At 40.0% G+C, this 25,902-nt stretch carries 25 protein-coding genes; 22 read left to right on the top strand and 3 right to left on the bottom strand.

Annotation, left to right across the window (positions count from 1 at the left end):
- Nucleotides 1–76: 76 nt before the first annotated feature.
- Together FNZ24_RS17555 and dusC are read right to left on the bottom strand one after the other, a co-directional pair.
- A complete protein-coding gene (locus FNZ24_RS17555) occupies nucleotides 77–445 on the bottom strand; it encodes a TraR/DksA family transcriptional regulator (protein ID WP_153916134.1) in 369 nt (122 codons plus the stop codon).
- A gap of 217 nt (nucleotides 446–662) precedes the next feature.
- Nucleotides 663–1,610 (bottom strand): tRNA dihydrouridine(16) synthase DusC, encoded by a 948-nt coding sequence (dusC, locus tag FNZ24_RS17550; protein ID WP_153916133.1) that lies wholly within the window; start codon nucleotides 1,608–1,610, stop codon nucleotides 663–665.
- A gap of 315 nt (nucleotides 1,611–1,925) precedes the next feature.
- Between dusC and FNZ24_RS17545 the strand changes: the two genes are divergently transcribed.
- The 21 genes from FNZ24_RS17545 (at nucleotide 1,926) to nadE (ending at nucleotide 23,562) form a co-directional block, all read left to right on the top strand.
- Nucleotides 1,926–2,351, top strand: a complete 426-nt coding sequence (locus FNZ24_RS17545; RefSeq protein WP_153916132.1) for a hypothetical protein — start codon at nucleotides 1,926–1,928, stop codon at nucleotides 2,349–2,351.
- 143 nt (nucleotides 2,352–2,494) lie between these two features.
- Nucleotides 2,495–3,334, top strand: coding sequence for a DUF692 domain-containing protein (locus FNZ24_RS17540; protein ID WP_153916131.1), 840 nt, complete (start codon nucleotides 2,495–2,497; stop codon nucleotides 3,332–3,334).
- Nucleotides 3,334–4,095: a DNA-binding domain-containing protein gene (locus FNZ24_RS17535; RefSeq protein ID WP_153916130.1), complete on the top strand. Its 762-nt coding sequence runs from the start codon at nucleotides 3,334–3,336 to the stop codon at nucleotides 4,093–4,095. The genes FNZ24_RS17540 and FNZ24_RS17535 overlap by 1 nt, the downstream gene beginning before the upstream one ends.
- Nucleotides 4,096–4,430: 335 nt before the next feature.
- Nucleotides 4,431–4,796 carry a YbaN family protein gene (locus FNZ24_RS17525; protein ID WP_102528419.1) on the top strand — a complete coding sequence of 122 codons (366 nt, stop codon included), beginning with the start codon at nucleotides 4,431–4,433 and terminating at the stop codon, nucleotides 4,794–4,796.
- A gap of 158 nt (nucleotides 4,797–4,954) precedes the next feature.
- Nucleotides 4,955–5,506: an adenine phosphoribosyltransferase gene (apt, locus tag FNZ24_RS17520; protein WP_194945092.1), complete on the top strand. Its 552-nt coding sequence runs from the start codon at nucleotides 4,955–4,957 to the stop codon at nucleotides 5,504–5,506.
- 368 nt (nucleotides 5,507–5,874) lie between these two features.
- Nucleotides 5,875–8,727, top strand: a complete 2,853-nt coding sequence (gene dnaX / locus FNZ24_RS17515) for a DNA polymerase III subunit gamma/tau (protein WP_153916129.1) — start codon at nucleotides 5,875–5,877, stop codon at nucleotides 8,725–8,727.
- 130 nt (nucleotides 8,728–8,857) lie between these two features.
- Nucleotides 8,858–9,187 (top strand): YbaB/EbfC family nucleoid-associated protein, encoded by a 330-nt coding sequence (locus FNZ24_RS17510; RefSeq protein ID WP_153916128.1) that lies wholly within the window; start codon nucleotides 8,858–8,860, stop codon nucleotides 9,185–9,187.
- 474 nt (nucleotides 9,188–9,661) lie between these two features.
- Complete coding sequence (locus FNZ24_RS17505; protein ID WP_194945091.1) at nucleotides 9,662–10,174, top strand: DUF7000 family protein; 513 nt, start codon at nucleotides 9,662–9,664, stop codon at nucleotides 10,172–10,174.
- Between the two features lie 72 nt (nucleotides 10,175–10,246).
- Nucleotides 10,247–10,597 carry a hypothetical protein gene (locus FNZ24_RS17500; protein ID WP_153916126.1) on the top strand — a complete coding sequence of 117 codons (351 nt, stop codon included), beginning with the start codon at nucleotides 10,247–10,249 and terminating at the stop codon, nucleotides 10,595–10,597.
- Between the two features lie 79 nt (nucleotides 10,598–10,676).
- The gene (locus FNZ24_RS17495; RefSeq protein ID WP_153916125.1) at nucleotides 10,677–11,057 is read left to right on the top strand and encodes a hypothetical protein; all 381 of its coding nucleotides are present in this window, start codon (nucleotides 10,677–10,679) and stop codon (nucleotides 11,055–11,057) included.
- Between the two features lie 196 nt (nucleotides 11,058–11,253).
- Nucleotides 11,254–11,649 carry a DUF1801 domain-containing protein gene (locus FNZ24_RS17490; RefSeq protein ID WP_153916124.1) on the top strand — a complete coding sequence of 132 codons (396 nt, stop codon included), beginning with the start codon at nucleotides 11,254–11,256 and terminating at the stop codon, nucleotides 11,647–11,649.
- A gap of 103 nt (nucleotides 11,650–11,752) precedes the next feature.
- Complete coding sequence (locus FNZ24_RS17485; RefSeq protein WP_153916123.1) at nucleotides 11,753–12,676, top strand: DMT family transporter; 924 nt, start codon at nucleotides 11,753–11,755, stop codon at nucleotides 12,674–12,676.
- A gap of 458 nt (nucleotides 12,677–13,134) precedes the next feature.
- Entirely contained in the window at nucleotides 13,135–15,144 is a 2,010-nt protein-coding gene (locus tag FNZ24_RS17480) for a methyl-accepting chemotaxis protein (RefSeq protein ID WP_153916122.1), read from the top strand.
- A 384-nt stretch (nucleotides 15,145–15,528) separates the two neighbouring features.
- On the top strand, nucleotides 15,529–16,026 hold the full coding sequence (locus tag FNZ24_RS17475; protein ID WP_153916121.1) for a hypothetical protein: 498 nt from the start codon (nucleotides 15,529–15,531) through the stop codon (nucleotides 16,024–16,026).
- A complete protein-coding gene (locus FNZ24_RS17470; protein ID WP_228768536.1) occupies nucleotides 16,019–16,249 on the top strand; it encodes a helix-turn-helix transcriptional regulator in 231 nt (76 codons plus the stop codon). The genes FNZ24_RS17475 and FNZ24_RS17470 overlap by 8 nt, the downstream gene beginning before the upstream one ends.
- A gap of 258 nt (nucleotides 16,250–16,507) precedes the next feature.
- Complete coding sequence (recR, locus tag FNZ24_RS17465; protein ID WP_153916120.1) at nucleotides 16,508–17,107, top strand: recombination mediator RecR; 600 nt, start codon at nucleotides 16,508–16,510, stop codon at nucleotides 17,105–17,107.
- Nucleotides 17,108–17,320: 213 nt separating this feature from the next.
- Nucleotides 17,321–19,240, top strand: coding sequence for a molecular chaperone HtpG (gene htpG, locus FNZ24_RS17460; protein ID WP_153916119.1), 1,920 nt, complete (start codon nucleotides 17,321–17,323; stop codon nucleotides 19,238–19,240).
- Between the two features lie 104 nt (nucleotides 19,241–19,344).
- On the top strand, nucleotides 19,345–20,208 hold the full coding sequence (locus FNZ24_RS17455; RefSeq protein ID WP_153916118.1) for a co-chaperone YbbN: 864 nt from the start codon (nucleotides 19,345–19,347) through the stop codon (nucleotides 20,206–20,208).
- Between the two features lie 133 nt (nucleotides 20,209–20,341).
- Nucleotides 20,342–20,986: an adenylate kinase gene (adk, locus tag FNZ24_RS17450; RefSeq protein WP_153916117.1), complete on the top strand. Its 645-nt coding sequence runs from the start codon at nucleotides 20,342–20,344 to the stop codon at nucleotides 20,984–20,986.
- Between the two features lie 245 nt (nucleotides 20,987–21,231).
- On the top strand, nucleotides 21,232–22,536 hold the full coding sequence (locus FNZ24_RS17445; RefSeq protein WP_153916116.1) for an inosine/guanosine kinase: 1,305 nt from the start codon (nucleotides 21,232–21,234) through the stop codon (nucleotides 22,534–22,536).
- A 195-nt stretch (nucleotides 22,537–22,731) separates the two neighbouring features.
- Nucleotides 22,732–23,562 carry an ammonia-dependent NAD(+) synthetase gene (nadE, locus tag FNZ24_RS17440; RefSeq protein ID WP_153916115.1) on the top strand — a complete coding sequence of 277 codons (831 nt, stop codon included), beginning with the start codon at nucleotides 22,732–22,734 and terminating at the stop codon, nucleotides 23,560–23,562.
- 56 nt (nucleotides 23,563–23,618) lie between these two features.
- Here the strand turns inward: nadE and FNZ24_RS17435 are convergent, their stop codons facing one another.
- Nucleotides 23,619–24,260, bottom strand: a complete 642-nt coding sequence (locus FNZ24_RS17435) for a DUF6942 family protein (RefSeq protein WP_153916114.1) — start codon at nucleotides 24,258–24,260, stop codon at nucleotides 23,619–23,621.
- Between the two features lie 140 nt (nucleotides 24,261–24,400).
- On the opposite strand from FNZ24_RS17435, the gene FNZ24_RS17430 reads away from it, so the two are divergent.
- The gene (locus FNZ24_RS17430) at nucleotides 24,401–25,894 is read left to right on the top strand and encodes an alpha/beta hydrolase (protein ID WP_153916113.1); all 1,494 of its coding nucleotides are present in this window, start codon (nucleotides 24,401–24,403) and stop codon (nucleotides 25,892–25,894) included.
- Nucleotides 25,895–25,902 lie beyond the last annotated feature (8 nt).

Here is a 25,902-nt window from a genome sequence, read left to right as displayed (position 1 = left end):
TTTATGCTCAATATTATCTTAAAAAAGAAATAAAAACAGTAATAAACAGTTTTTAGTTGAATTTTTGAGGTGAGATTTAGTGACTTAAACGAAGTTCTTGGCGGTGTTCTTGACGGTGTTTTGCATCACAATGGGCGCAACGCTGTTCTGTAGGATCTGCAGCTAATCTATCTGGTTCAATTTCGGACTCACAATCAGAACATAAACCATATAGACCAAGTTCAAGTTGGCAAAGCGCTGCATCTAATCGAGTGAGCTGACTAAATAGAGGACTGTCTGTTAGTTTTTGTTGGCTCATTAACTCAATTAGCTCAGCCAAGCTCATGTTAAAGTGAATTTGAGCTGCACTATTCACATTAACCTGCTGGTTAAGTTGATGCACTAACTCATATTTAAGTTGTGCTTCTTTTTGCATTAATGTTTGTTGTATCTCTTGAGTACTCACAAAGGGCCTAATTACTGAATCGCTTTACTGGATATTTAGTCTAACGCTAAACGACACTATTGTTATGATGGAGATCAAACCAAGGCTTCATTTTAGCTAATGAACATTAAGCTTTATTTAAAAATAAAACCGAAATTTGACCCAGCGCAAATAACTAACGTAATTTCTAACGCAAATAAATAGCGCAAATAATTAACACAAAAACTAACACAAACAACTATCGATTATGTTGCTCATAAGCTTTTTCTAAAATAGCCACGATGTCATCTGTGGTTTTCATGACTCTTAACTCTCTAAACAGGACATCTGCTTCAGGGTATTGTTTATTGAGATAAGTGAACCACTGCTTCACTCGGGCAGGGTAATAATCCGACTTTTTGCCATTAAGTTGTTTTTGAGTGTAACTTAACAATAAGCTCAAGGTTTGCGACCATGTATAAGCTGGTGTGCCATCTTTAATAGTTGCTGCTAAGTTGGGTAAGGAAATTGCGCCGCGTCCTAACATGATACTGTCACAGCCTGTCACTTCAATGCAGCGTTTAGCGTCATCTGCATTCCAAATTTCACCATTGGCAATGACGGGGATAGGTAAGCGTTCACGTACCTCAGTTATATATTCCCAATAAGCTGGAGGTTTGTAACCGTCGACTTTACTCCGCGCATGAATAGCGAGCTCAGTGGCGCCGGCTTCATATACAGCTAAAGCATTTTCCATGAATAACGATTTATCTTCAAAACCTAAGCGAATTTTTGCAGTGACTGGTTGCTCAGCAGGTACAGCATCGCGCATGGCTTTAACAATGTCATGAATAGTATCTGGATATTGCAATAACACTGCGCCACCATTACTGCGGTTGACCATTTTTGCAGGGCAGCCAAAATTGGCATCGACGCCTTGAGAACCCAACTCAACGGCACGCTGCGCGTTTTCTGCCATGACACTTGGGTGTTGTCCCAATAGTTGGATACGGACTGGAGTACCAGACGCGGTAAAACCACCATTGCGTAATTCAGGACACAGTTTGTAGTACACCTTTTCGGGAAGCAGTTGACTAATAACTCGCACAAACTCGGTAACCACCAAGTCATATGGGTTAATTTCAGACAATATTTCTCGCATCAAATCATCAATGACGCCTTCCATTGGAGCTAAAACTACGCGCACGGCTGAACCTATTGTAAATAAAAGGAGCGCCATTCTAGCGACTTTAGCTTTTTATACAAATTCATTTCTAAACAGTGGAAAAGGTACAAGTAATTGGGAAAAGTAATATTAATCTTAAATATCAGGTTGATACATCATAGATTTACACTATGATTACAAATAACCTTGGCTCTCTAGCAAGAACTTTTGAAAATAATTATGATTTAGATCAATTTTTGTGAAATAAAAGTAAACCGTTGTAGGTCTATTAAATTGTAAGCCAGCACTGTTAGTTGTTGGTCACCATTATAAAGTTTGAATATAAGGAAGATTATTATGAACTCAGTAAAACAAACTACAGTAGCAATGGCTTTAGGCGCAGTGGTATTAACTGCAGGTGTTTCAACTTCAGTTGAAGCTAACCCATTTGGTTTTGAGCAAATGAATGCCGGTTACCAACTTGATGGTGGCGAAAGCAAATCTAAAGAAGGTAAGTGCGGCGAAGGTAAATGTGGTGAAGGTAAGTGTGGCGGCGATATGAAAAAAGCCACAGAAGGAAAATGTGGTGAAGGCAAGTGTGGTGGCGATATGAAAAAAGCCACAGAAGGAAAATGTGGTGAAGGTAAGTGTGGCGGCGACATGAAGAAAGCCAAAGAAGGCAAATGTGGCGAAGGCAAGTGTGGTGGCGACATGAAAAAAGCTGCCGAAGGTAAAGCTAAAGAAGGTAAGTGTGGCGAAGGCAAATGTGGCGGTAGCAAGTAATCTATTTTTATAGCTTACTGACAATTTGCTAGCAACCTTTAAAGCTTATTGATATACAAGGTAATAGCTAACATTATGTCGTCAACTAAGGCCTGTTATGCAGGCCTTTTTAATTGATAAAAAGTAACAAACGGAGTGTTGTAATGGCAAAGCAAGCAACAGTGGGACTGGGTTTACGCCGAGAGATGCTTGATGAGTTTTGTCAGCAGGTGCCTGACGAAATTAACTTCTTTGAAGTGGCACCTGAAAACTGGATGACCTTAGGTGGAAAGTTTGGCAAGCAGTTTAGACAATTAACTGAGCAGCACGAGTTTTTTTGTCATGGCTTGTCTTTATCTATTGGTAGTCCAGAGCCTCTTGATACCGAGTTTGTAAAAAACATTAAAGCCTTTCTCGATCTACATCAAATTGAAATTTATTCAGAGCATTTAAGCTACTGCTCAGGCACTGGCCACATGTATGATTTAATGCCTATCCCATTCACTCAAGAAGCAGTGAACTATGTTGCTAAGCGGATTAAACAAGTCGAGGATATTCTAGAAAGACCATTTATTCTTGAAAATGTCTCATTTTATGCGGCGCCAGGGGCGCAAATGAATGAACAAGAGTTTGTTAATGCGGTGCTTACTGAGGCTGACTGTAAATTACTGCTCGATGTCAATAACATCTATGTGAACTCAATTAATCACCAATATGACGCTGCAAAATTTTTAGCGTCAATGCCAACAGAGCGTATAGAGTATATGCACATTGCTGGGCATTACGAAGAAACACCAGAATTAATGGTAGATACCCACGGCGCTGATGTGATTGACCCTGTCTGGGCACTACTACAACAAAGCTATCAACAACACGGTATATTTCCTACACTGTTAGAGCGCGACTTCAATATCCCAGAAACGCCAGAGCTGTTGTTAGAAATCAATCAGATACATCAATATCAACAGCAAGCGTTAGCTTCGTTAAAGACAAGGAGTGCTTAATGACTTTTATTGACACTCAACAGTCGTTTATGGATTACATTCGCGATCCTAATCAGCCTTTACCAGATGGCATGACCTTAGAGCGAATGACGGTATATCGAGAGCTATTTTTCAATAATATCAATGGCTTTGTATCGGGCGCTTTTCCTGTTTTAAAATCCTTATACACTGAAGATGCTTGGCTTAAGTTAATTCAACAATTTTTTGTCAGTTTCGATTGCAAAACGCCAATCTTCATCGAGATCTCCCAAGAATTCATTGCATTTTTACAAACCAGTTATCAGCTACTGGATTACGATCCGCCATTTATGGTCGAGCTAGCGCACTACGAGTGGCTTGAATTATATATAGCGACTGTTTTTGATAATGAAAACGAGTTGGTTATTTCAAGTGACATGATCACCGAATTGCCATTATCGATGTCGGTTAAAGCCACTGTGACGCAATATCATTATGAGGTTCAACATATTAGTGTTGATTATCAGCCTACAGAACCTAGTGAGCAGCCACACAGTTTTTGCGTTTATCGAGACAACGCGGATGAAGTGGTGTTTTTACAACTGAATCCATTAACAGCGCAAGTGTTGGCGTTTATTACCCAAGCTGAAACTTGCTACTTGAGTGATATCATCACTTGGCTACAAAGTAGTTACCCTCAAATGAGCGCTGAGGCTTTATCAAATGGCTGCTTGCAAATGCTGCAGCAGTTAGCTGAAAAAGGCATTATTTGCACTTTAAACCAAGCAGATACAACAGAATAAATGGCACAGTTATTTTAGGGTTTTTATTGGCGACCTTTTTACTTACAATAGCGCGAATTTTGTGATCTAGTTCACGCTGCCAGAAGGTGGTTAACATTACTCTTAGGAATCAAATAACATGAGTCAGCCGTTTAAAGACCCATTTAACATTTTGTATTTTATTGGTTTTATCCTTGTTTTGCTTTTACCTACATTACCAGCTTCTATTTCAGCATTGAGACTTGCAGGCTTAATTTAACTGTTCATCTCAGTTATTATACCGACCTATTTTTAATAGCATCGGTTCCCCAAAAACCATTCTATTGAATGGTTTTTTTGATTTTGCTTGGAGTGTTATGTCGTTAAAACGCGGCTTTTTCGTTATTGTTGGTTTAACCAGTGTCACGCTAGGTACTATTGGTATTGTCGTGCCGTTGCTGCCAACCGTGCCTTTTATTTTACTTGCAGCTTATTGCTTTGCCCGTTCAAGTGACAGGCTTCATCATTGGCTAATGACACACCCATGGTTTTCCCAAGGGTTAAATGATTGGCAAAACAAGCGATCAATTAACAAGAAGTTAAAACGTAAAGCCATGATAATGACCACACTGAGCTTTGTGGTGAGTATCGCTATCGTGCCGTTATTATGGGTACAGATAATGTTAGTTTGTATGTTATGTGTACTATTACTTTTTATGTGGCAGATCCCAGAGTTAGATTAAAAGTTGCTGGTATTTTGCTCGTTAGTTGCAACTGTCATCAAACATGCTTACTATCTGCCAAATCGAGTGATATGCCAGATACTATTTTTACAATTTCAGTTTAATCTGAATTGCCATAGTGGCTATTAATCCATTCCTTTTTAAATAGACAAATCAATATGACTATGAATCCAGCAAGTTTAGCGTTAATCAAAGACAGCATTAAAGCCATTCCTGATTATCCAATTCCAGGCATCATGTTCCGCGATGTCACCAGCTTATTAGAAGACGCAGAAGCATATAAAGCGACTATCGCTTTATTTGTTGACCACTATAAGTCGCTTGGATTCACCAAAGTTGTTGGAACGGAAGCTCGTGGCTTTTTATTCGGTGCGCCATTAGCACTAGAGCTAGGTATAGGTTTTGTTCCTGTTCGTAAGCCTGGTAAATTACCAAGAAAGACCATTGCTCAAACTTATGATCTTGAATACGGCAAAGACACATTAGAAATTCATGTCGACGCTATCAAGCCAGGCGATAAAGTATTAGTCGTTGATGATTTGCTTGCAACTGGCGGCACTATCGAAGCGACTGTAAAGTTAATTCGTGAACTCGGTGGTGACGTTGCTCATGCTGCATTCGTTATTTCTCTGCCTGATATTGGCGGTGAAAAACGTATTGAAGCATTAGGCATTGAAATCTTGACCTTATGTGAGTTTGAAGGCGAGTAACTCTTAGCTAAATCAGGCTAGTAAAGGCAGTGCATAAATGAAGCTCATTTAGCGCTGCTTTTTTATGTCTGTTGTTTAATCGAACCTGTATTTTATGATTATTTGAGCCGTGCTTATTCGCTAATATAGGTTCATCTTACTTAATCAGCACATAGCGATTAAGTTAGTCTAAATCTTCGCCAAACCCACCCGTTAAATAGTGTATCAATAGCGTGTTTTTAACTTGCATGTTATTGTTAAATTTATTTTCGGGTACTGACCTTTAGAAACCGCTTTTAAAACAGTTTTTAGAAACCGCATTTTAAATACCGTGTTTAATTACAAGGTCGCTAAATCATCCCGTTTTAATTTGAAGCTTGGGGAATTCCATGTCTTATCAGGTGTTAGCCCGTAAGTGGCGCCCTGCAAAATTTGAGGAAATGGTAGGGCAGTCGCATGTCTTATTAGCTCTAACAAATGCATTAACTCAGCAGCGCTTACATCACGCATATTTATTTACTGGTACTCGAGGTGTCGGTAAAACCAGTTTAGCGCGGCTATTTGCCAAAGGCTTAAACTGTGAGCAAGGCGTAACATCAACGCCGTGTGGTGTATGTTCAAGTTGTGTTGAAATTGCACAGGGGCGTTTTGTTGACTTAATCGAAGTCGATGCGGCGTCGCGCACCAAAGTGGATGATACTCGTGAATTACTGGACAATGTTCAGTACAAGCCTTCACGTGGACGCTTCAAGGTGTATCTTATCGATGAAGTACACATGCTCTCTCGCAGCAGTTTTAATGCTTTGCTTAAAACCCTAGAAGAGCCGCCAGAGCATGTTAAGTTTTTACTGGCCACAACCGATCCGCAAAAACTGCCTGTCACTGTGTTGTCTCGTTGTTTGCAGTTTAATTTAAAAAGCCTTTCTCAAGATGAAATCGCCAAGCAGCTTGACTTTATTCTGACTCAAGAGCAACTGGAATATGAACCACAAGCGTTAGACTTACTTGCTAAAGCAGCTAATGGCAGCATGCGCGATGCGTTAAGCTTGACTGATCAAGCCATTGCGTTTGGTAGTGGTCAAGTTATGCATCAGCAAGTGCAGTCAATGCTCGGCAGTATTGATGCTCAGCAAGTCCTTGCACTGTTAAAAGCACTGTGCGATGCCGATGTGGCTAATTTGATGCAGACTATTCAGCAAGTGCTTAGTTTTGGCGCTGATGCTGATGAAGTACTGCGTAGTTTACTTGAGCTGCTTCATCAAATTACCTTAACTCAATTTGCTCCAGCTGCAGCGCAACAATCATTATATAGTGAACAGATAATAGCCTTTGCTCAACAATTAACACCTGAGCAAGTGCAGCTTTACTATCAGTTATTATTGACTGGTCGTAAAGAACTGGCTTTTGCACCTGACCCTAAATCAGGATTAGAAATGGCATTACTGCGAGCTATCGCTTTTGTGCCAGAAAAGCCCGTTAAGCGTTGGCACACAGATGATGCCGCAAAAATATCATTACCAGCAGCCCCAAGTCCGCAAGCTATAGCCGCTGCGACGCAAATGCCTGCGAATAAGCCAGAGCCACAAGCGGAACAAACAACTGAGCTCAAATCAGAAGTTAAATCAGAAGATAAACCAGAAATTAAACCAGAGCTTCACTCAACTCCAAAAATTGAGTCACAACGTGATCCACAACCTGAGCCAAACTCTGACATAAAGCCTGAAGTTGTAGCGAGCACTACCCAGAAAACGCAAGTGCCTTCAAGTGTAAACGTTGAAACTTCAGTGAGTGCGAGCGAAAGCGCCCAAACCGAACCTGCCCAAACCGAACCCGCAGTGGAGCATAAATCAGATGAAGCGCTCGCAGCAGAACAGGCGATACTATTAAGCCAAGCTAGTAGTTTAGGCTTTGAGCAAAAAGCAGTATCGGCATCAGATCTAAGCAAACCATCAGAAAGTGAAAAAACCACTGAAGAGATTGCTAACAATCAAGCTCAAATGAGCGAACAACCACAAGCCTCTTCAATTAATGGTTCATCATTAAGTGACTCATCATTAAGTGGCTCATCATTAAGTGGCAGCGACGACATGCCTATGGATGCTTATGAGCAATTTGCTCAAGCGAGTTCAGAGGCATCAATGGATGATTATCAACACGATGATATGAGTTCATTTTCAGCATCTTCGTATGACGAAAGCCAGCTATCAACGAGTGATGTTCCTAGCAGTCATCCGCAAACACAAGCTGTTGTGGCAAAAACAGCGCCTGAACCCACAGCTGAAGAAGTGGCAGATTTAGATGCATTGCTTGATGCTGTATTGGCGACTAATGACTCATTAAAAGCTGATTTAACAAATCTCGCCACAGAAGGTGAACAAGCAAAAAAGCAACAAGCGGCAGCGAACCCTAGTATTAAGGTACCCGCACCACGCAGTAAAATTGCCGCAGAAGGACATGCACCAACAGAGTCAAATCAACAGTTAGATGAAAATGTAGCTATTGCAACTCAATCAAATTCAGACAAAGTTTTAAATGAAAATGATAGACCTCCTTGGGATAAGCCAGAAGGTGCTATCGAGCCTGCGATGGCCAATGCTCAGGCTGTTAAAGATCACAAAGCTGAATCTAATGTCGAACAAACGAATGAGACTCATGTCAAAGCAATTGAAAATAGCCAGTCAGAAGCTGCACCTCAGACTGTCTCATTAGTCGAAACATCTGCGCAGCTTTTAAGTCAGAGTAATCAAGCTGCTGCAGTAGAAACCTCAACAGCATTAGCTGTAAGTGGTGAGCATGAGATATCTGGTGATGATCTAGATCTACATTGGTATAAGGTGATGGCTTCACTTAGTATTGGTGGGCGCGTCAGACAGTTAGCGGTTAATTCCGTTTGTCAGCGTTTAGAAAATCCAATTCCACTACTATTAAAACCAGACCAAAAGCACTTGGCTGCTGATGTTGCCATTGAGCAATTACAAAATGCCTTATCTGAGCATTTAGGTGAGCCGACAACAGTGTTGATTAATGTTGGCTTGGACAGAAAGCATGAAACACCACTAGAATTAAGAAAAAGATTCCATCGTGAATTATTAGCTAACGCAAATTACGCTTTAATTAATGATGACAAAGTACAATGGATGTTCACTCGATTAGCTGCACAGTTAAATCCAGATACCTTGGTGTATCCAGCAGAGAAATTACAGGCCATAGGCCAACAAATTCCTGCTTTAGTCGCACAATAATTGCGCGAAAGCGCTAGCAGCTTCAAAAGTTTGATAGCAATAAACTGAGATTTATTGCCAATTTATTTTTTTTCAGTAAGATTAGCCCCACTTTGGCTGCTTGCTAATAACCTAATTAAGAGAAAAGACTATGTTTGGAAAAGGCGGTATGGGCAACTTAATGAAACAAGCCCAGCAGATGCAAGACAAAATGGCTAAAATGCAAGAAGAGATCGCTCAATCAGAAATGACTGGTGAAGCGGGTGCAGGTTTAGTAAAAGTAACCATGACAGGTGCTCATAACATTCGTAAAGTTGATATCGACCCAAGCTTAATGGAAGATGACAAAGAAATGTTGGAAGATCTTATCGCTGCAGCATTCAACGACGCAGCACGTCGCATCGAAGAAAACCAAAAAGCTAAAATGGCAGAAGTAACCGGCGGTATGCAGTTACCTCCTGGAATGAAAATGCCATTCTAAGACTACCAGTACCTAGCTAAGCGATAAGCTGAGCTAGAAGCTAGTGAAGTTTACAAAAAAGCCCAAGTCATCGACTTGGGCTTTTTTGTGGGCGATTATCTAGCTATGAATAGGTCTTAAAAGGTTACAATGACAAAAACAATATAAATATCATACTCTCAAGAGGTGCGAGATGGACTTATTTAGTCATAATCCTGTCTATTAAATCCTTAGCAGACTGAAGTATATTCTGTTTTGTTATGTTTGTGTCTGGTAATAGCGCACAGGTTTCTGAATTACGCTTGGGAACTGCTATATTGAGTTTATTGTGAATTGTATGATAACAAGTCTTCATAAATCATTTCTGCAAAGAGGATATGTTTTTGTTGATGAAATTGCCCTTCAGTATATGGTTAACTCATGCAAGGGAAGTAACAGCCAAAGTAACTGCCAAAGTAACTGCCAAAGTAACTGCCATAGTAACTGGGAGTAATTATGAAAAATTTAAATGACATCGTTGCTGTTTATCAAAATGAGCTTCGTAAAGGAGACATACTTGTTGCATATAACGAGTTAGTTAAATTTATGATGAATACCAGAACAGAGAAGGTAAAAAATCTAGGGCACCAATATTCATTTGCAAAAATGCTTCATGGTTATTTGGATTACACCTATTTTTATTACACCAATGATTTTTTAAAGAGCAAAAAGCTAAAGTTAGGACTTGTACTTAATCACTTAGATATGAGGTTCGAAGTTTGGTTGTTGGGAAACACCATTCCAATTCAAAAAGAATATTGGAACTTGCTAAAATCTACCAAGTGGAACAAAGATAAAACTGAAATGCCTCAATATTCAATAATTGAGTCTGTAATAATAAGCAAACCTGATTTTAATGATTTGGAGTTACTATCCCAACATATTCATCTGAATATGATGCAAGTAACTGATGAAATTATAGCGTTACTAAAAATGACTCAACAAACTGATCAACCAGAAATTAAGTGAACTGCATTGAGTGCTCATACATTGTCTCACTGCATCAATCATTAAACTGAGCTTATTAGCTAAGGAAGGCTTATGGTTAACTTAACGGTATTTAATGTAATTAAGTTCTTGTCGATGTTATCGATTTTGGCTATCACTTGGCGATTTTGGGGAAGTGGACTTACTGCAACGATTCTATTGATACTCCCGTATTTAGTGGTGTATTTATTAGCGAATAAAAATACTTATTCCACTTCGTTAAAAACGATTTGCAGAGCTCTAGCTGGCTTTTTTGTTTCAATATTGGCGTTGGGTTTATTGTTTGGGATAAGTCCAGATCCTCAAGCTGGAATAGGTGTTGTTTTTGGTGTGTGCTTACAATATGGGGTTATCTTTATCTCTGAAGCCATTATTGGCATGGCTATGTATGAAAAAAGCAGATAAAAAACAGGTATTGAGAGTAAGATAACTAACGATATAAATAGGGCTTTCTTCTCTATATTTTAATGAGGATAACAGCGGAATGTCGGCTAAAAAACATTTTCAATTGCTAATCTATAGCTTTATTACTTGGCTTAGTTTTTACTTAATTGGGTTACCTGATTACTATCAGCAATGGTATTTAGAAGTGAAGCTGTTGATCGTGCCTCTGGTGACGCTAGCTTACTTTCCTGTTACTCGTTATACCCTTAAAAAAATGTGGTCCGACAACAAGCATTTTGTTAACTCGTGCTGGCTTGCTTTTTATCTCACCCTTCCTCTGTTTATTTATGATTATTTATTGCTGGCGCTATATAAAGAACTCGGAATTCAGTTTGTTTACCCTTATTGGTATTTAACATTCTTTTACTTCTCTTTTTGGATCCAGTTTCCATACATTGGTTGGAAAATGGAGCATAGTTAACGTTTGACTTGTTTGTCTTATATCGTTGATAAAAAAGTGCTTTGTATGGCCCCAATCGCTAGGCCTTAATAGCTAGGCTTTAATAGATAGAGATTCAATAAGTCATTTTGTACTAAAGTTAATAAATGCTTCTACCAAAATTTACTTTGTTAGTTATGGTTTTATTTTACAAATCATCATAATAAAAGGAGTTTAAATGACTGAGATAAAACAATTCTTGTCGGAAATTGACAACGATACAAGAAAGTCAGATGCTCACATTTTACTGACTATTTTGGAAGAAGTATCAGGATACAAACCCTACTTAACCGGCAGTATTATCGGTTTTGGCCAATATCATTATCAATATGAAAGTGGCCGAGAAGGAGACTCACCTGTAATCGCTTTTTCGCCCAGAAAACAAAATTTAGTGGTTTATATTATGCCGGGGTTTAATGAGTTTGAGAGTTTACTTAAAAACCTTGGGAAGTATAAGTTAGGTAAATCGTGTCTATATATTAATAAGTTATCTGATTTAAACTTAGATGTGTTTAAAGAGATTTCTCGCTTGTCAGTGCAATACATGCAGCAAAACTACCAATGTAAAACCTGAGGCTAGAAAGTTTAATAAACCATAGATGACACTTATATTCTCACACTGATTACAAGTGCAAAAATAAATACGAAGAAAGCATTAAGTTGAAATATCAGCCCCTATGAAAACCCTTGTTTATACCTTGTTAGCATTACTCGCATTTGCGGGAAATTCCATTTTATGTCGAGTTGCACTTGGAAAAGATCTTATCGATCCAGCTAGCTTTACTGCAATTCGGTTATTATCAGGCATTGTGGTATTAGTTGTTATTATGCAATTGGCAAATTGGCGACAACCCAATTCGGTTGATGAGGTAACCACACGAAACAGTATCCATTCAACGGCCGGTTTAAAGTCATCCCATCCTCATGCTCTCTCTAAAGGCAGTTGGAATGCTGCCTTGATGCTGTTTGTTTATGCAATAACCTTCTCTTACGCTTATACATCACTAGATACAGGAACCGGTGCGCTAATTTTATTTGGCACAGTTCAAATGACCATGATTGTTGTCGGCGCTGTTTCAGGTCAAAAATTTCATTTAGCTGAGTGGTTTGGTGTCATGATTGCCTTTGCAGGTTTTGTTTACTTAGTCCTGCCAGGTGCGAGCGCACCTTCAATATCTGGTTTTGTATTGATGGCGATGTCTGGTGTAGCTTGGGGTTTATATACCCTTGAAGGAAAGCGATGCAGCGAACCTATTAGTGATACCAGTTTTAACTTTATCCGCACTTTGCCATTGGTGATCATTTTATCGATTGTAACCATCTCGTTTTCGACAGTAACACCTGCAGGCATTTTGCTAGCGATAATCTCTGGCGGCTTCGCATCGGCAGTGGGTTACGTCATTTGGTATGCAGCATTAGCAGGATTATCCGGCATTCAAGCTGGTGTAGTGCAATTACTGGTACCGGTTATTGCGGCCGCTGGCGGAGTGATATTTGCTGATGAAGTGTTTTCTTTAAGGCTTGGCATATCATCATTGGTGATCTTGAGCGGAATTATGATTGTGCTATTAGGTAAACATTATTTAAGTAAGCGCCTATGAACTAAACATTAGTAAACTAAACATTAGTGAGTAAACATTAATCTGGCAAAGAGACTTATAGGCAAGCGAGTTTATTGCTGACTGATTTAAAGACGAGCAAATAATCTTGAAAATTTAATGAGCAAAGCTAGATTAAGGCAGGTTTTCGTAGCATTTTGTTTTACCTATTGATAAGTGATTAAAATGTTACTTGTCGATGGAGGGGAAAGTGTGATCAAGGTATGTTATTGATTAATAATGACAGTATTTGATTTTTTTTGTTGATTTTTTATTACAAAAACCTGGCGGGCTATTGTATGATGAAAATACTTCAATCGTTCTGTGTTTGAAAGTAGAACAATAATAAATATCACACAGTGTGCGTTGTCTTGAGCGGATCTTAAGTAAATTTAGGCTTATTAATTAAGGCCATGCCCTCTGTGTATGATAAATAAAATTAATTCCCAGGGTATGTATTTATGAAATCTAGACAATCGGTGGCACGTAAAGTGCTTTTCTCCGTTTCTGGCATCATTGCAGTTATCGCCATCATCGTAGCTTACGCTGTAACCACTTATCGCGCTGAAAGTGTTGAACAATCGGTTATTCAAGAGATAAGGCGTGCTACTCAAGAAACTTCTAATGGTATTCATGAGTTCTTTAGAGAGCGTAGCCGAGTGGTTAGTTCGCTAAAAGGCAACTCTTTCGTTAATGCTTGGTTCAGCCAATACACTCAGCGTGGCTCAGACATTGACAGTGATCCTCAATATCAAAACTTGGTCAAACTATTCAAACATGAATCTGCTTATGATCCGATGATAAAGTCTGTTTTTTATGCGCCAGCTGCCACACAAGAGTATTTCGATATCAATGGTCGCTACAATGACGCAGCCTATTTCACAGGTAAGCGACCTTGGTGGGGAGAAGCGCTAAAAAAGGATCGACTTTTTATCACTAACCCAGAAATTGACGCCAATGATGGCTCTATTGTGACATCCATAAAAACAACGGTTTATGGTGACACTGGACAACTCCTTGGTGTTATGGGGATTGATATCTTAGCGTCTGAAATTAAAAGTGGCCTGATTGATACCATGACGTTTGAAAACGAAGGCTTTGGCTTTTTATTCACCCGAGAAGGGCAAATTATCTCTTTTCCTGATAATCAGGAGCGTATTGATATGAGCCAGCTGCCGAAGTTGGATCGCGTTGATAGCATTTTCAATGATGCAAAAGGATTTGGCCAATTACTGAGTGACAGTCAACATACAAATGAGCTGATTAGCGAAGTGACATTCAAGGGGGAAACCTATCTTGCTTACGTCACCTCAGTGAATGATGATGTTCAAGCGCTCGACTGGCGAGTTGGCTTCATGGTGCCAATGCATGTAATTGATGACCCAGTTTTTGACACCATTGTGTCGTCAATCATTATGGTGTTATTGGTAATGCTAATTACCTCTGCAGTGATCTTTTTTACGATTCAAAAACTTCTGACGAAACCACTAAACCGTATTGTTGCAGCAATGGATGATATAGCTTCTGGTGAAGGTGACTTGACCAAACGAATTGATATTAATAGTAATGATGAGCTAGGTCAGCTAAGTGACTCATTCAATGCCTTTGTACAAAATATTCAAGCCATTATCGGCCAATGTAATAATACGACAGAGCAGGTTATGAGTGAGTCGGACAATGTGAGCATCTTGGTCAACGACTTCACTACGACAGTCAATACTCAAAAAGGCTATATCGAGCAAATCGCTACTGCAGCCACACAAATGACGCAAACAATTCACGGTATTTCTGATAATGCGCAAACATCGCTGGATTACGCTACGCAAGCAACTGAAGAGTCATCACAAGGGAGTATGCTTGCTGATAACGCAAACACCTTGATGGCAGATCTCACGGAAGAAGTTGGCAATGCGACGGAAGTAGTGAGTGATTTACATAAAAACTCAGAGTCTATTTCTGAAGTATTGGAAGTGATTAAAAACATTGCTGAGCAAACCAATTTATTGGCGCTAAATGCTGCAATTGAAGCAGCAAGAGCAGGTGAGCAAGGACGCGGATTTGCTGTTGTTGCTGATGAAGTCAGGACTTTAGCGAGCCGAACTCAAGATTCAACTGGTGACATTGAGAAGATTATTGCCAAATTACAAGAGTCTGCTTCAAGTGCGGTATTAGCGATGAATCAAGGTAAGCGTAAAACTGACCAAGGCGTAGAGCTCATCAGTAAAGTCAGCGATAAACTTGCGCAAATTAATCAAGCCATTGCCCTTATTAAAGAGCAGTCGAATGAAACTGCATCGACCATTAAAGAGCAAGCATCCGCATCAGATGAAATTACTAAGCAAACTATTTCTGTAAATCAGTTGGCTGAAACTGCAGTGTCGCAAACGGAAGAAATGGCCACCAAAAGTAAAGCCCAAAAAGACATTACTCAAGAGCTGACCCAGACTATTTCACAATTCAAAGTGGCATAGTACATCTCATAGTACATCTCATAGTATATGCGATAGTAAATGGTTTATCATTTACCAATAAAAAGGAAGCTTAATGGCTTCCTTTTTTATTGGTGTCAGTTAAGTCAGGACAAAAATATCTCGCAATTTGTCAGCTCCCAAAGCCAAAATATCTATAAAATAGCGAAACGCTGTTGTCTGAAAACCTTAGCTTTTTATATTCATTTAAATTCAATATCCATTAGAAGTCGACAGCTGCTTAGTAATGGTATTGAACCATTACATCTAATACAACTTAAGTATTCAATACTTAACCTCAGGTTAAAAATATTTGACACGAACAAAAAGTAAGCTTAAATTAACCACAAGTTAAATATCTTTAACACGGAGTGAGGTTAAATTAACATGAGTAATAAACAAAAATTGCACCAATGGTTACAAGAAACCAGTTTTAGAGAAGTCACTTTGTCGGTGGACTTCTTGGTTACCGCATACATTTTCTACATTTATCTGAGCAGAATGTACTATGCCAGTGCTGAAGAGTTTGCTTCGACTGTATGGCTTTCTGGGGTATTACTGGAAATCATCATTTACTCAGTGGTACTCATGGTATTGAGTTATATCGTCCTCGCATTTGTCAGTGATGATGAACTGAATCAACCGATGGATGTAAGAGAAAAACAAATTGATCTAGTGGGTTACAAATATTCAGCGATGATTTTGCAAGTTGGGGTCGTTTTAGCGATTGTGCAGTACGGTATAGACAAACAAGCCGACATTATTCTGTTTGAACCTATTCCTAATTTACCTTTACATATTTTGCTAGTGGCATTTCTGACCGCTGAATTAGCTCATTATGGCGTGCAGTTGTACAAAGGGCGCACGGGAGAGATTTATGGATAAAAATGATGAAATGGGGATATCTAACTCTATTCGAACGTTGCGGTTTTTACATGATGAAATGACCCAAAAGCAACTTGCCGATCTCATAGGGGTAACGAGACAAACTGTGATGGCGATTGAATCGAATAAGTATTCACCAACTTTAGAGGTCGCCTTTAAAATTGCTGAAGTGTTTAATTTACCCTTGGAAGAGGTATTTCGTTATCGCTCAGTGAAAAGCTAACTTGTTAAAAGGCAGCCTTTTACTTTGCTAATAACGAAAGTATTCGACCTTGGCAAGCTAATAGTAGACATATCACTAACCTGTAGCCATATCCCTGACGTCAGATCTGTGGATGAGTTTAGGGTTAGCAATAAAGATACTCTTTGCAATCTTTCTCGCTTGAGATAATAATTCACCCATTCCTTTAGCTGGTAATCTGTAATCCAAGCTGAAACATTATATTGAGTGCTGCTGCACTGCTAAGGCAATTGTTAGTTTATGAAATTTAGTCCACTTGTTGATGAGTTAATTGAGTCGTTACGATGTTTACCGGGCGTGGGTCCTAAATCCGCCCAGCGTATGGCGTTTCAATTATTGGAGCGTAATCGTAAAGCAGGGCACAAGCTCGCTAATGCACTAGAACGTTCAATGAGTGAAGTTGGTCATTGCCAAGCTTGCCGTACATTTACCGAACAAGATTTATGCCCAATTTGCAGTAGCCCAAAGCGAGGTAATGCTGGGGTGATTTGTGTCGTTGAAACCCCTGCCGATGTGTTAGCTATTGAGGCTGGTGGTCATTTTATGGGGCGCTATTTTGTGCTGCTTGGGCATTTATCGCCACTTGATGGTGTGGGACCTGAAGAGTTAGGGCTTGCGTTACTTGAAAAACATTTATCGTCTGAAGATGTGACTGAGCTCATTTTAGCCACTAACCCTACAGTTGAAGGGGATGCAACAGCCCATTTTATTGCTGATATTGCTCGTCGACATAATGTCGTCATCAGCCGTATTGCTCATGGTGTTCCAGTAGGTGGAGAACTTGAGTATGTGGACAGCACGACGTTGGCATTATCGTTTAATGGTCGTATTCCTTTATAAAGCCGCATCTGCTTTATATCAATATTAAGTAAATCGTATTTTAAAGGGCTAATTTAGCCCTTTTTGCGTTTTTTTTCGGCATCAGAATAAATTCCCCTTGAAAACGTAATTTCACGCCCCATTTCCTAGGTAACAAAGAATTTTAGTCTTATTGAAATGACCGCATCGGTTCGATAAGACTGCTGTATTAACGTTAAACCAAGGGAAATTTTCATGTCTCAACAAGAAACACATGGCTTTCAAACCGAAGTAAAACAACTTCTTCATCTGATGATCCATTCTTTATATTCAAATAAAGAAATTTTCTTACGTGAACTTGTTTCAAATGCGGCTGATGCTGCTGATAAGTTGCGTTACCTTGCATTAACTGACAACACCTTATTTGAAGATGATACAGAGCTTCGTGTTCGTATCAGCACCGATAAAGAAAAAGGCACCGTTACGATTGAAGATAACGGTATCGGTATGACACGTGATGGTGTGATTGAACATTTAGGTACTATTGCTAAATCAGGCACTGCTGATTTCTTTAAAAACCTATCAGGTGAAGAGTCAAAAGACTCACAGCTGATTGGTCAGTTTGGTGTAGGTTTTTATTCTGCATTTATCGTTGCTGACAAAGTCACTGTTCGCACTCGTGCTGCAGGCGCTGATGTGAATCAAGGTGTTGTATGGGAATCAGAAGGTGAAGGTGACTTCACTGTAGATACCATCACTAAAAACAGCCGTGGTACTGAAATTACACTGCATTTACGTGAAGAAGAAAAAGAATACGCTGACGACACGCGTTTACGTTCAATCATCACTAAGTACTCAGATCATATCTCTGTGCCAGTAGAAATGTTTGAAGAAGGCACTCCAGCCGTTGAAGCGACAGAAGAGGGTGGCGAAGCTATTCCTGCGACTGAAGGCGAATGGAAGCCTATGAACAAAGCGACTGCGCTTTGGACTCGTAGCAAGTCAGATATCTCTGATGAAGAGTATCAAGAGTTCTATAAGCACATTTCACATGACTATGGTGATGCTGCTAGCTGGTCTCATAACCGTGTTGAAGGTAAGCAAGAGTACACGAGCTTATTGTATATCCCGAGCAAAGCGCCATGGGATATGTTTAACCGTGATGCTAAAAACGGTCTTAAATTATTTGTTCAACGTGTATTCATTATGGATGACGCTGAGCAGTTCATGCCGACTTACCTTCGTTTCGTTAAAGGGTTAATCGATTCAAACGATTTACCGTTAAATGTGTCTCGTGAAATCTTACAAGACAATAGCGTTACTAAAGCACTGCGTGGTGGTGTGACTAAGCGTGTATTAGGCATGCTTGAAAAAATGGCTAAAAATGATGCTGAGAAGTATCAAGCATTTTGGGCTGAATTTGGTCAAGTGTTGAAAGAAGGCCCAGCTGAAGACTTCGCTAACCGCGAACGCATCTCTGGTTTACTTCGTTTTGCTTCAACGCACAATGACACACCAGCCACTGACGTATCGCTAGATGACTACATCAGCCGTATGAAAGAAGGCCAAGATAAGATTTACTACATCGTGGCAGACAGCCATGAAGCTGCAGCAAACAGTCCTCACCTTGAACTATTGCGTAAGAAAGACATTGAAGTGCTATTAATGTCAGAGCGTATCGATGAGTGGTTAATTAACCACTTAACCGAGTTCAAAGAAAAGAAGCTGCACTCAGTGACACGTGGTGATTTAGAGCTAGGTGAACTAGAAGACGCAGCAGAAAAAGAAGCCCAAGAAAAACTAGCTGGTGAAGCTGAAGGCTTAGTAGAGCGCATGAAAACCGCTTTAGGCGCTAAAGTGGCTGATGTAAAAGTGACGTCACGTTTAACTGACACGCCTGCGTGTGTGGTTGCTGGTGAAGGTGAAATGTCATCGCAAATGATTAAGCTTATGCAATCAGCAGGTCAACCTGTACCTGAGTCTAAGCCGACGTTTGAAATCAACCCGCATCACCCATTGGTTGAGCGTTTAAACAACGAACAAGATGAGTTGTTGTTTGCAAACTGGGCAGATTTATTACTGCAACAAGCTCAGCTTTCTGAAAAAGGTAGCTTAGCGGATCCTTCTGCGTTCATTAAGTTAACTAACGAAATGTTAGTAGCAAGCTTAAAATAAGTTATTGTCATGATTGAAAAAGCGGACTCAGTGTCCGCTTTTTATTAGCATTCAAATTGAGCCAGTGTGATACTGGTGCAATGACATTGCGATAAGGATCCACCATGGAACATATTATTAATTTAACCAAAGAGAACATTCAGCAGGTTGTTGATGCCTCAATGGATAATTTTGTTGTCATGTCTTTTTGGGCGCAGCAGCAACCAGAAAGTGTGCAGATGATGCAAGTGATGGAGCAACTTGCAAATGAGCAAGCGGGTCGCTTTATTCTGGCAAAAGTAAACTGTGAAGCAGAATTAGAAATTGCTAACTACTTTCAAATTCAAAGCTTACCAACGCACCTTGTGTTAAATAAAGGCCAGCCGATAGATGGTTTTGCTGGTACTCAAAGTGTCGAGCAGGTAAATGAGCTATTAAATAAGCATTTACCCGCGCTATGGGTTCAAGATGTCAATGCGGCTAAAGCCATTTTAGCTGACGAAAATGTCACTAAAGAGAAGTTAGAAGAAGCGTTAGCGCTATTAAAAAGTGGTTACGCCGACTCAGGTGAGAAAGCTGAGATTGGGTTATATCTTGTTGATACCTACTTGCAACTGGGCGTATTAGCTGAAGCTAAAACATTGCTGGCAACCATAGGCCTTGCCGATCAAGACAGTTATTACCAAAACCTTAAGGCGAAACTTGCATTGGCTGAAGATGCCGCTGACACTCCTGAAATTCGTCAGTTACAACAAGCGCTTGAGCAGCAACCTGACAATGCTGACCTTTCAATTGATTTAGCTAAAGCGCTAAATCAAGCGAATCGAGGTGAAGAAGCACTAGAAAGCTTATTTGTGATTTTGCAAAAAGATTTATCAGCTGCAGACGGCAAAGTTAAACAAGTCTTTATGGAAATACTCACTGCATTAGGCCAAGGCAACACCTTAGCGAATCAGTATCGCCGTCGTTTATATAGTTTGCTGTATTAAACACTACGAATTTTAGTACGTCATGACGTATTAGATATTGGTCTAACTCTTTCGCTTTTGACCTTCTAAATAGAGGTTAAATGTGCGAGAATCGCGGCCTAAAAATATGAAAGCAATAAAGAGGACTTTTGAGATGCGCATTATACTATTGGGTGCCCCAGGTGCCGGTAAAGGTACACAAGCTCAGTTTATTATGGAGCAGTACGGCATTCCACAGATCTCAACTGGTGACATGCTTCGTGCAGCGATTAAAGCTGGCACAGCATTAGGCTTAGAAGCCAAATCAGTGATGGATGCGGGCCAGTTAGTATCAGATGACCTAATTATTGGTTTAGTTAAAGAGCGTATTGCACAAGATGATTGTGTTAAAGGCTTCTTATTAGATGGTTTCCCACGCACTATTCCTCAAGCAGATGCGATGGTTGCTAACGGTATCGAAATCGATCATGTAATCGAAATTGATGTACCGGACGAAGAAATCGTTAAGCGTATGAGTGGCCGTCGTGTTCACTCTGGTTCTGGTCGTGTTTACCACATCGTTTACAATCCACCTAAAGTTGAAGGTAAAGATGATGTGACGGGTGAAGAATTAGCTATCCGTCCTGATGACGAAGAGACTACAGTACGTAAGCGTCTTGGTATTTACCATGAGCAAACTAAGCCGTTAGTTGAGTACTATGGTAAAGTGGCTGCTGAAGGTAACACTCAGTACACTAAGTATGATGGAACACAAACTGTTGCTGCTGTAAGTGAGCAAGTTAAACAGTTGCTAGGTTAATTGCCCAAGTTAATCGCCTAAGTTAAGTGTTAAACAGTGGCATCTTGTTGCTGTTGTTCATAAAAAAGCCTGCATTGCAGGCTTTTTTATGGCATAAATAAAATCACCATCACAAAAAGTAACAAAGATAGATATCTATCTTGGTGTTGATTGTTTTTGTGTTAAAATTAGCGTTTGGTAATAAGCAAAATGCCGTTTTAATCCATTATCCTTTATAGCACGGATGCCCACTCAGAGAGTTAAAGATGAAGTTTCCTGGTCAACGCAAATCTAAGCACTATTTCCCGGTAAATAACAGAGATCCGTTACTGGCTCAGTTAACCCAACAAGAGCATTCAGTTTCGACTTATATTTGTGGTATCGACCAAACCCTGGTTGATATTGAAGCTAAGGTAGAAGACGAGCTATTAAGCCGTTATGGTCTGCCAAAGGGTAACTCAACCTTAATTGATGACCAACAAGCTCACGAGCTTTACCATGAGCTGAAAAACAATGAAATGATCAGTGATGAGTTTGCTGGTGGCACTATCGGTAACACGGTACACAATTATTCAATTTTAGCTGATGATCGCTCAGTGCTATTCGGCGTTATGAGCCAAAATATCATGGTTGGCAGCTATGCTTACCGCTATCTTTGCAATACCTCTTCTAAAGTCGACTTAAATTATTTACAGCCTGTTGATGGCCCGATTGGCCGCTGTTTCACGTTGATTTCTGAAGACGGCGAAAGAACGTTTGCCATTAGCAAAGGCTCAATGGATAAACTTACCCCTGAGTATATCGACCAAGAAGTGATTCAAAATAGTTCAGCTTTAGTCATTACCGCTTATTTAATGCGTGCTAGTGAAGGCGACGGTATGACCTCGGCTGCAATGCAGGCTATTGAGTATGCTAAAGCTGCAGACGTACCAGTGGTACTCACTTTAGGTACGCGCTTTTTAATTCAAGAAGATCCTAAGTGGTGGCAAGATTTTATTCGTGAAAATGTGACTATTTTGGCGATGAATGAAGATGAAGGCGAAGCATTAACTGGCTTTAGTGATCCTTTACTAGCAAGTGAAGCAGCGCTTGAGTGGGCAGATATGGTGCTATGCACAGCAGGCCCGCTAGGCTTATATACTGCAGGTTACACAGAAGATACTGAAAAGCGTGCCACAAGCCATATTCTACTTCCTGGTGCTATTCCGGAATTTAACCGTTTCGAGTTCTCACGTCCTAAACTAAAAGCTGATTGTGAAACCCCAATTAAGGTGTTTGCGCACATTTCTCCTTATATGGGTGGCCCTGAACTAATCCGTAATACTAATGGTGCAGGTGATGGCGCACTCGCGGCGTTATTGCACGATTTATCAGCCAATACATTCCATAAAACCAATGTACCAGGTTCAAGTAAGCATCAACGTGATGGTTTGTGTTACTCATCATTCTCGCAAGTGTGTAAATACGCTAACCGAGTTGCTTATGAAGTGCTGGCGCAACATAGCCCAAGACTTTCGCGTGGATTACCTGAGCGTGAAGATAGTTTAGAAGAGTCTTACTGGGAAAGATAACCTCAGTTATTCATATCAGGGTGAGCATAGTCATATGCTCGCCCTTTTTTATGGCTAAATATATTAAATATTCTTAAGTGTACTTGGTACCGCAAGTAAAATTCAGTAGGATATTGATTAGAACAGAAATACCTCATTGTAAGTAAACACAATATGGTTAATTAAACTGAATTTACCTCAGAATTGGAGAGCGTTGTGAAGGGACAAATCTTAAGGGAAATGAAAGTACTTAAGGCGATTGAACCCGCTTACGAAGTCGAGCGCCGTGTGGCTTTTCTTAAAACTAAATTGGTTGAAGCGCATTCACGTAGTTTAGTGTTAGGGATAAGTGGTGGGGTAGATTCGTCTGTGACAGGTAAACTATGCCAATTAGCGGTCGACAGTTTGAATGAAGCCAACCCTGAAAATACTTATCAATTTATTGCGGTTCGTTTGCCATACCAAGTTCAAAAGGATGAAGATGAAGCTCAATTAGCTTGTCAGTTTATCCAACCTTCTAAACAAGTGACCGTAAATATCGCAGATGGTGTTGTTGGCGTGCATAACGCGACAGTATCGGGTTTAGAGGATGCAGGTATCACTGTTGCTGAGAATGACAACCTTGATTTTGTGAGAGGCAATGTTAAAGCGCGGATGCGAATGGTTGCCCAATATCATATTGCGGGACTGACTGGCGGTTTAGTGGTCGGCACCGATCATAGCGCTGAAAATATTACTGGTTTTTATACCAAGTTTGGTGATGGTGCTTGTGATTTAGCGCCTTTATTTGGCTTGAACAAACGCCAAGTGCGTCAACTCGCTAGCTATTTAGGTGCGCCAGAAATATTAGTGACTAAAGCGCCAACTGCTGATTTAGAAGATGATAAGCCGCAACTTGAAGATGAAGTGGCACTTGGACTGACTTACGATCAAATAGACGACTTTTTAGAAGGTAAGTCTGTTGATTCGAGCGTAGAAGACAAGCTCATTGCTATTTACAAACGCACTCAACATAAACGTCAGCCAATTCCCACTATTTACGACTAGGCTTGCTCGTTTATAAAAGCTGATTAGTTTATTCAGGCTTAGTAGTTTGTTCAGCTTTAATAGTTGATATAGCCAGACTGTTTGATGTAATCACGTAGCAGTGCAATAAGCTGATTGGGAAATTGACGATAGTCTAAATATGGCGCAATAAGTATATGCTTATGCGCCATTATTTTTTGTTTGTCGCCAAGTACAGTCACAGTTGGGCTATCCGTTAACTGAGTAAACTGTCCTATTTTAGCTAAATCATTAGTCAAATCATGGTTCAAGCCTTCGTTCAAATAAAGAGTCAAATCATCATATGCTTGCTGACCACAAATAATGTGGATTTTGGCGTTTGCGCATAAGCTATTAGCCTTGATAAAAAGTGCTGTTTTTAATCCTGTATCATTTGTATTTAATACTTGATTCCTATGGCTTCGCCAGCTGTCAGGAGTGCTATCTACTACAGTGATTTTTGCCATGATGGTAAAAATTTTTCGCCAGTGATTGCCATTCAACTCGATTAGCTTCTCAATATCGACATTGCTATTAGCTTCGGTATTAGCTTCGGTATTAGCTTCGGTATTAGTTTCAGTATTAACTGCGGGATCAGGGCTCGGCATTAGTGGGAAGTTTGGCAGGTAAAAGGCTACATCTGGGTTATCCACACCCATTTGAAAGCCAGAGTTTTTAGCGTTATACAGGTCTGATGTCATTTTAATGTCTGTGAATTCAATCATTTTTGTTAGATTATCATTATTGTAAGGTAGACTCTAATAGAGAACTCATCAGCTAAAATTAGTGCAGTAATCAATTGGGTTCACAAAAATTGCCTGCTCACTTCAAGGATAGATGAATGAAAGCGATCGTTATTGGTTCAACTAAACAACTGGTATTTTTTGCAATATACGGCTTCATTGGCAGTATCATTGTTTTTCTAGCTGCAGTTGTGTGGTTGCTTAATGCTCGCTCAGAACTTGAACTATGGCATACCACTGAGCTGAAACATGAATATCATCAACAATCTGGCTTAAAAAACTTTGATGAGTATATGGCGCTTGAAAGTGATTTATTTAGCGAACTAGACAATAAAATTTATCAAACCTATCAACCAAGTAAACCTTCATTAATCAACCGCTATGAAAAGGGCAGTTTGTCAGATCCTGGAGTGTGGGAGACAAACTGGAACCGTACATTTGAGTGGCCAAATCCTTCGGCCGAATATGGTGTGTTGTTTATTCACGGTATGTCTGACTCGCCCTATGCGATGTCTCATTTAGCGAAGCACTTCCGAGATTCTGCTTACGTGTTAGGACTCAGACTTCCAGGGCACGGCACTATTCCTGCTGGATTAACCGGGATAACTTGGCCTGATCTTGCTAGCGCGGTAAACCTTGCTACTGAACACATGAAAAGTAAGCTTAATGGTAAGCCTTTATATGTGGTAGGTTTTTCAACCGGCGCCGCGCTAGCATTAAATCTAGAGCTAGAAAATAGTGCTGAGACTTTTTCAGCTGGTCTTTCTTTAGATTCAGTAACCTCTATAGATTCAGCAACGTCTATAGAGCCTGAAGAGTCTAGTCAGCTGGCAACAATTAAGCCTGTGTATTCAGGGATGGTATTTATATCACCTGCTATTGGTCTTCAGCCGATAGCAGCAGGCGCTAAGTGGCAAGCGATGCTAGGTAATGTATTAGGTTATGAAAAACTATTTTGGAATAGTATTTCTGCTGAATACGACCCGTTTAAATATGCTTCATTTGCAGTGAATGCGGGTGATGTGGTTTATCAGCTATCTCAGCGAAATTATCAAATTACCTCGACAATGAGCAATGAGCAATTACAAGCATTGCCGCCAATACTCACCTTTCAATCATTGGCTGATGATACTGTGTCTTCTACAGCTGTAGTGGAGCATTTATATCAATTTTTACCTTCTGATAAACATGAACTTGTTATATTTGATATCAATCGCAATCCTAATAATCGCCAACTCATCGTTAATGATCCTATGGAAGAAATGGCACCTTTATGGCTCAATAATGCACTGAACTATAAGTTAACCTTGATTGAAAATGACATTGAACGTGAGCATTTTGTACAAATGACCAGTATACAAATGAACAATGCTCAACAAGTTGAGATGGGCCAAGATGATAGCCAAACTTCTAAGCCATTAGCCCTTGAATGGCCACGTGGAGTTTACTCACTTTCCCATGTTGCACTGCCTTTTCCTGAATCAGATCCTCTATATGGTCCCGATTATCTGAAGGAAACGAATCATATTCAAATTGGCCAAGCGATATTTACTGGGGAGCGGGGATCCCAAATAATCCCCGCTCCCCAGTAAATATCGCT

The sequence above is a fragment of the Shewanella sp. TC10 genome (assembly GCF_009663145.1).
Classification (GTDB): domain Bacteria; phylum Pseudomonadota; class Gammaproteobacteria; order Enterobacterales; family Shewanellaceae; genus Shewanella.
The sequence above is the reverse complement of the archived record's forward strand: the minus strand, read 5'-3'. Positions and strand labels throughout refer to the sequence as shown.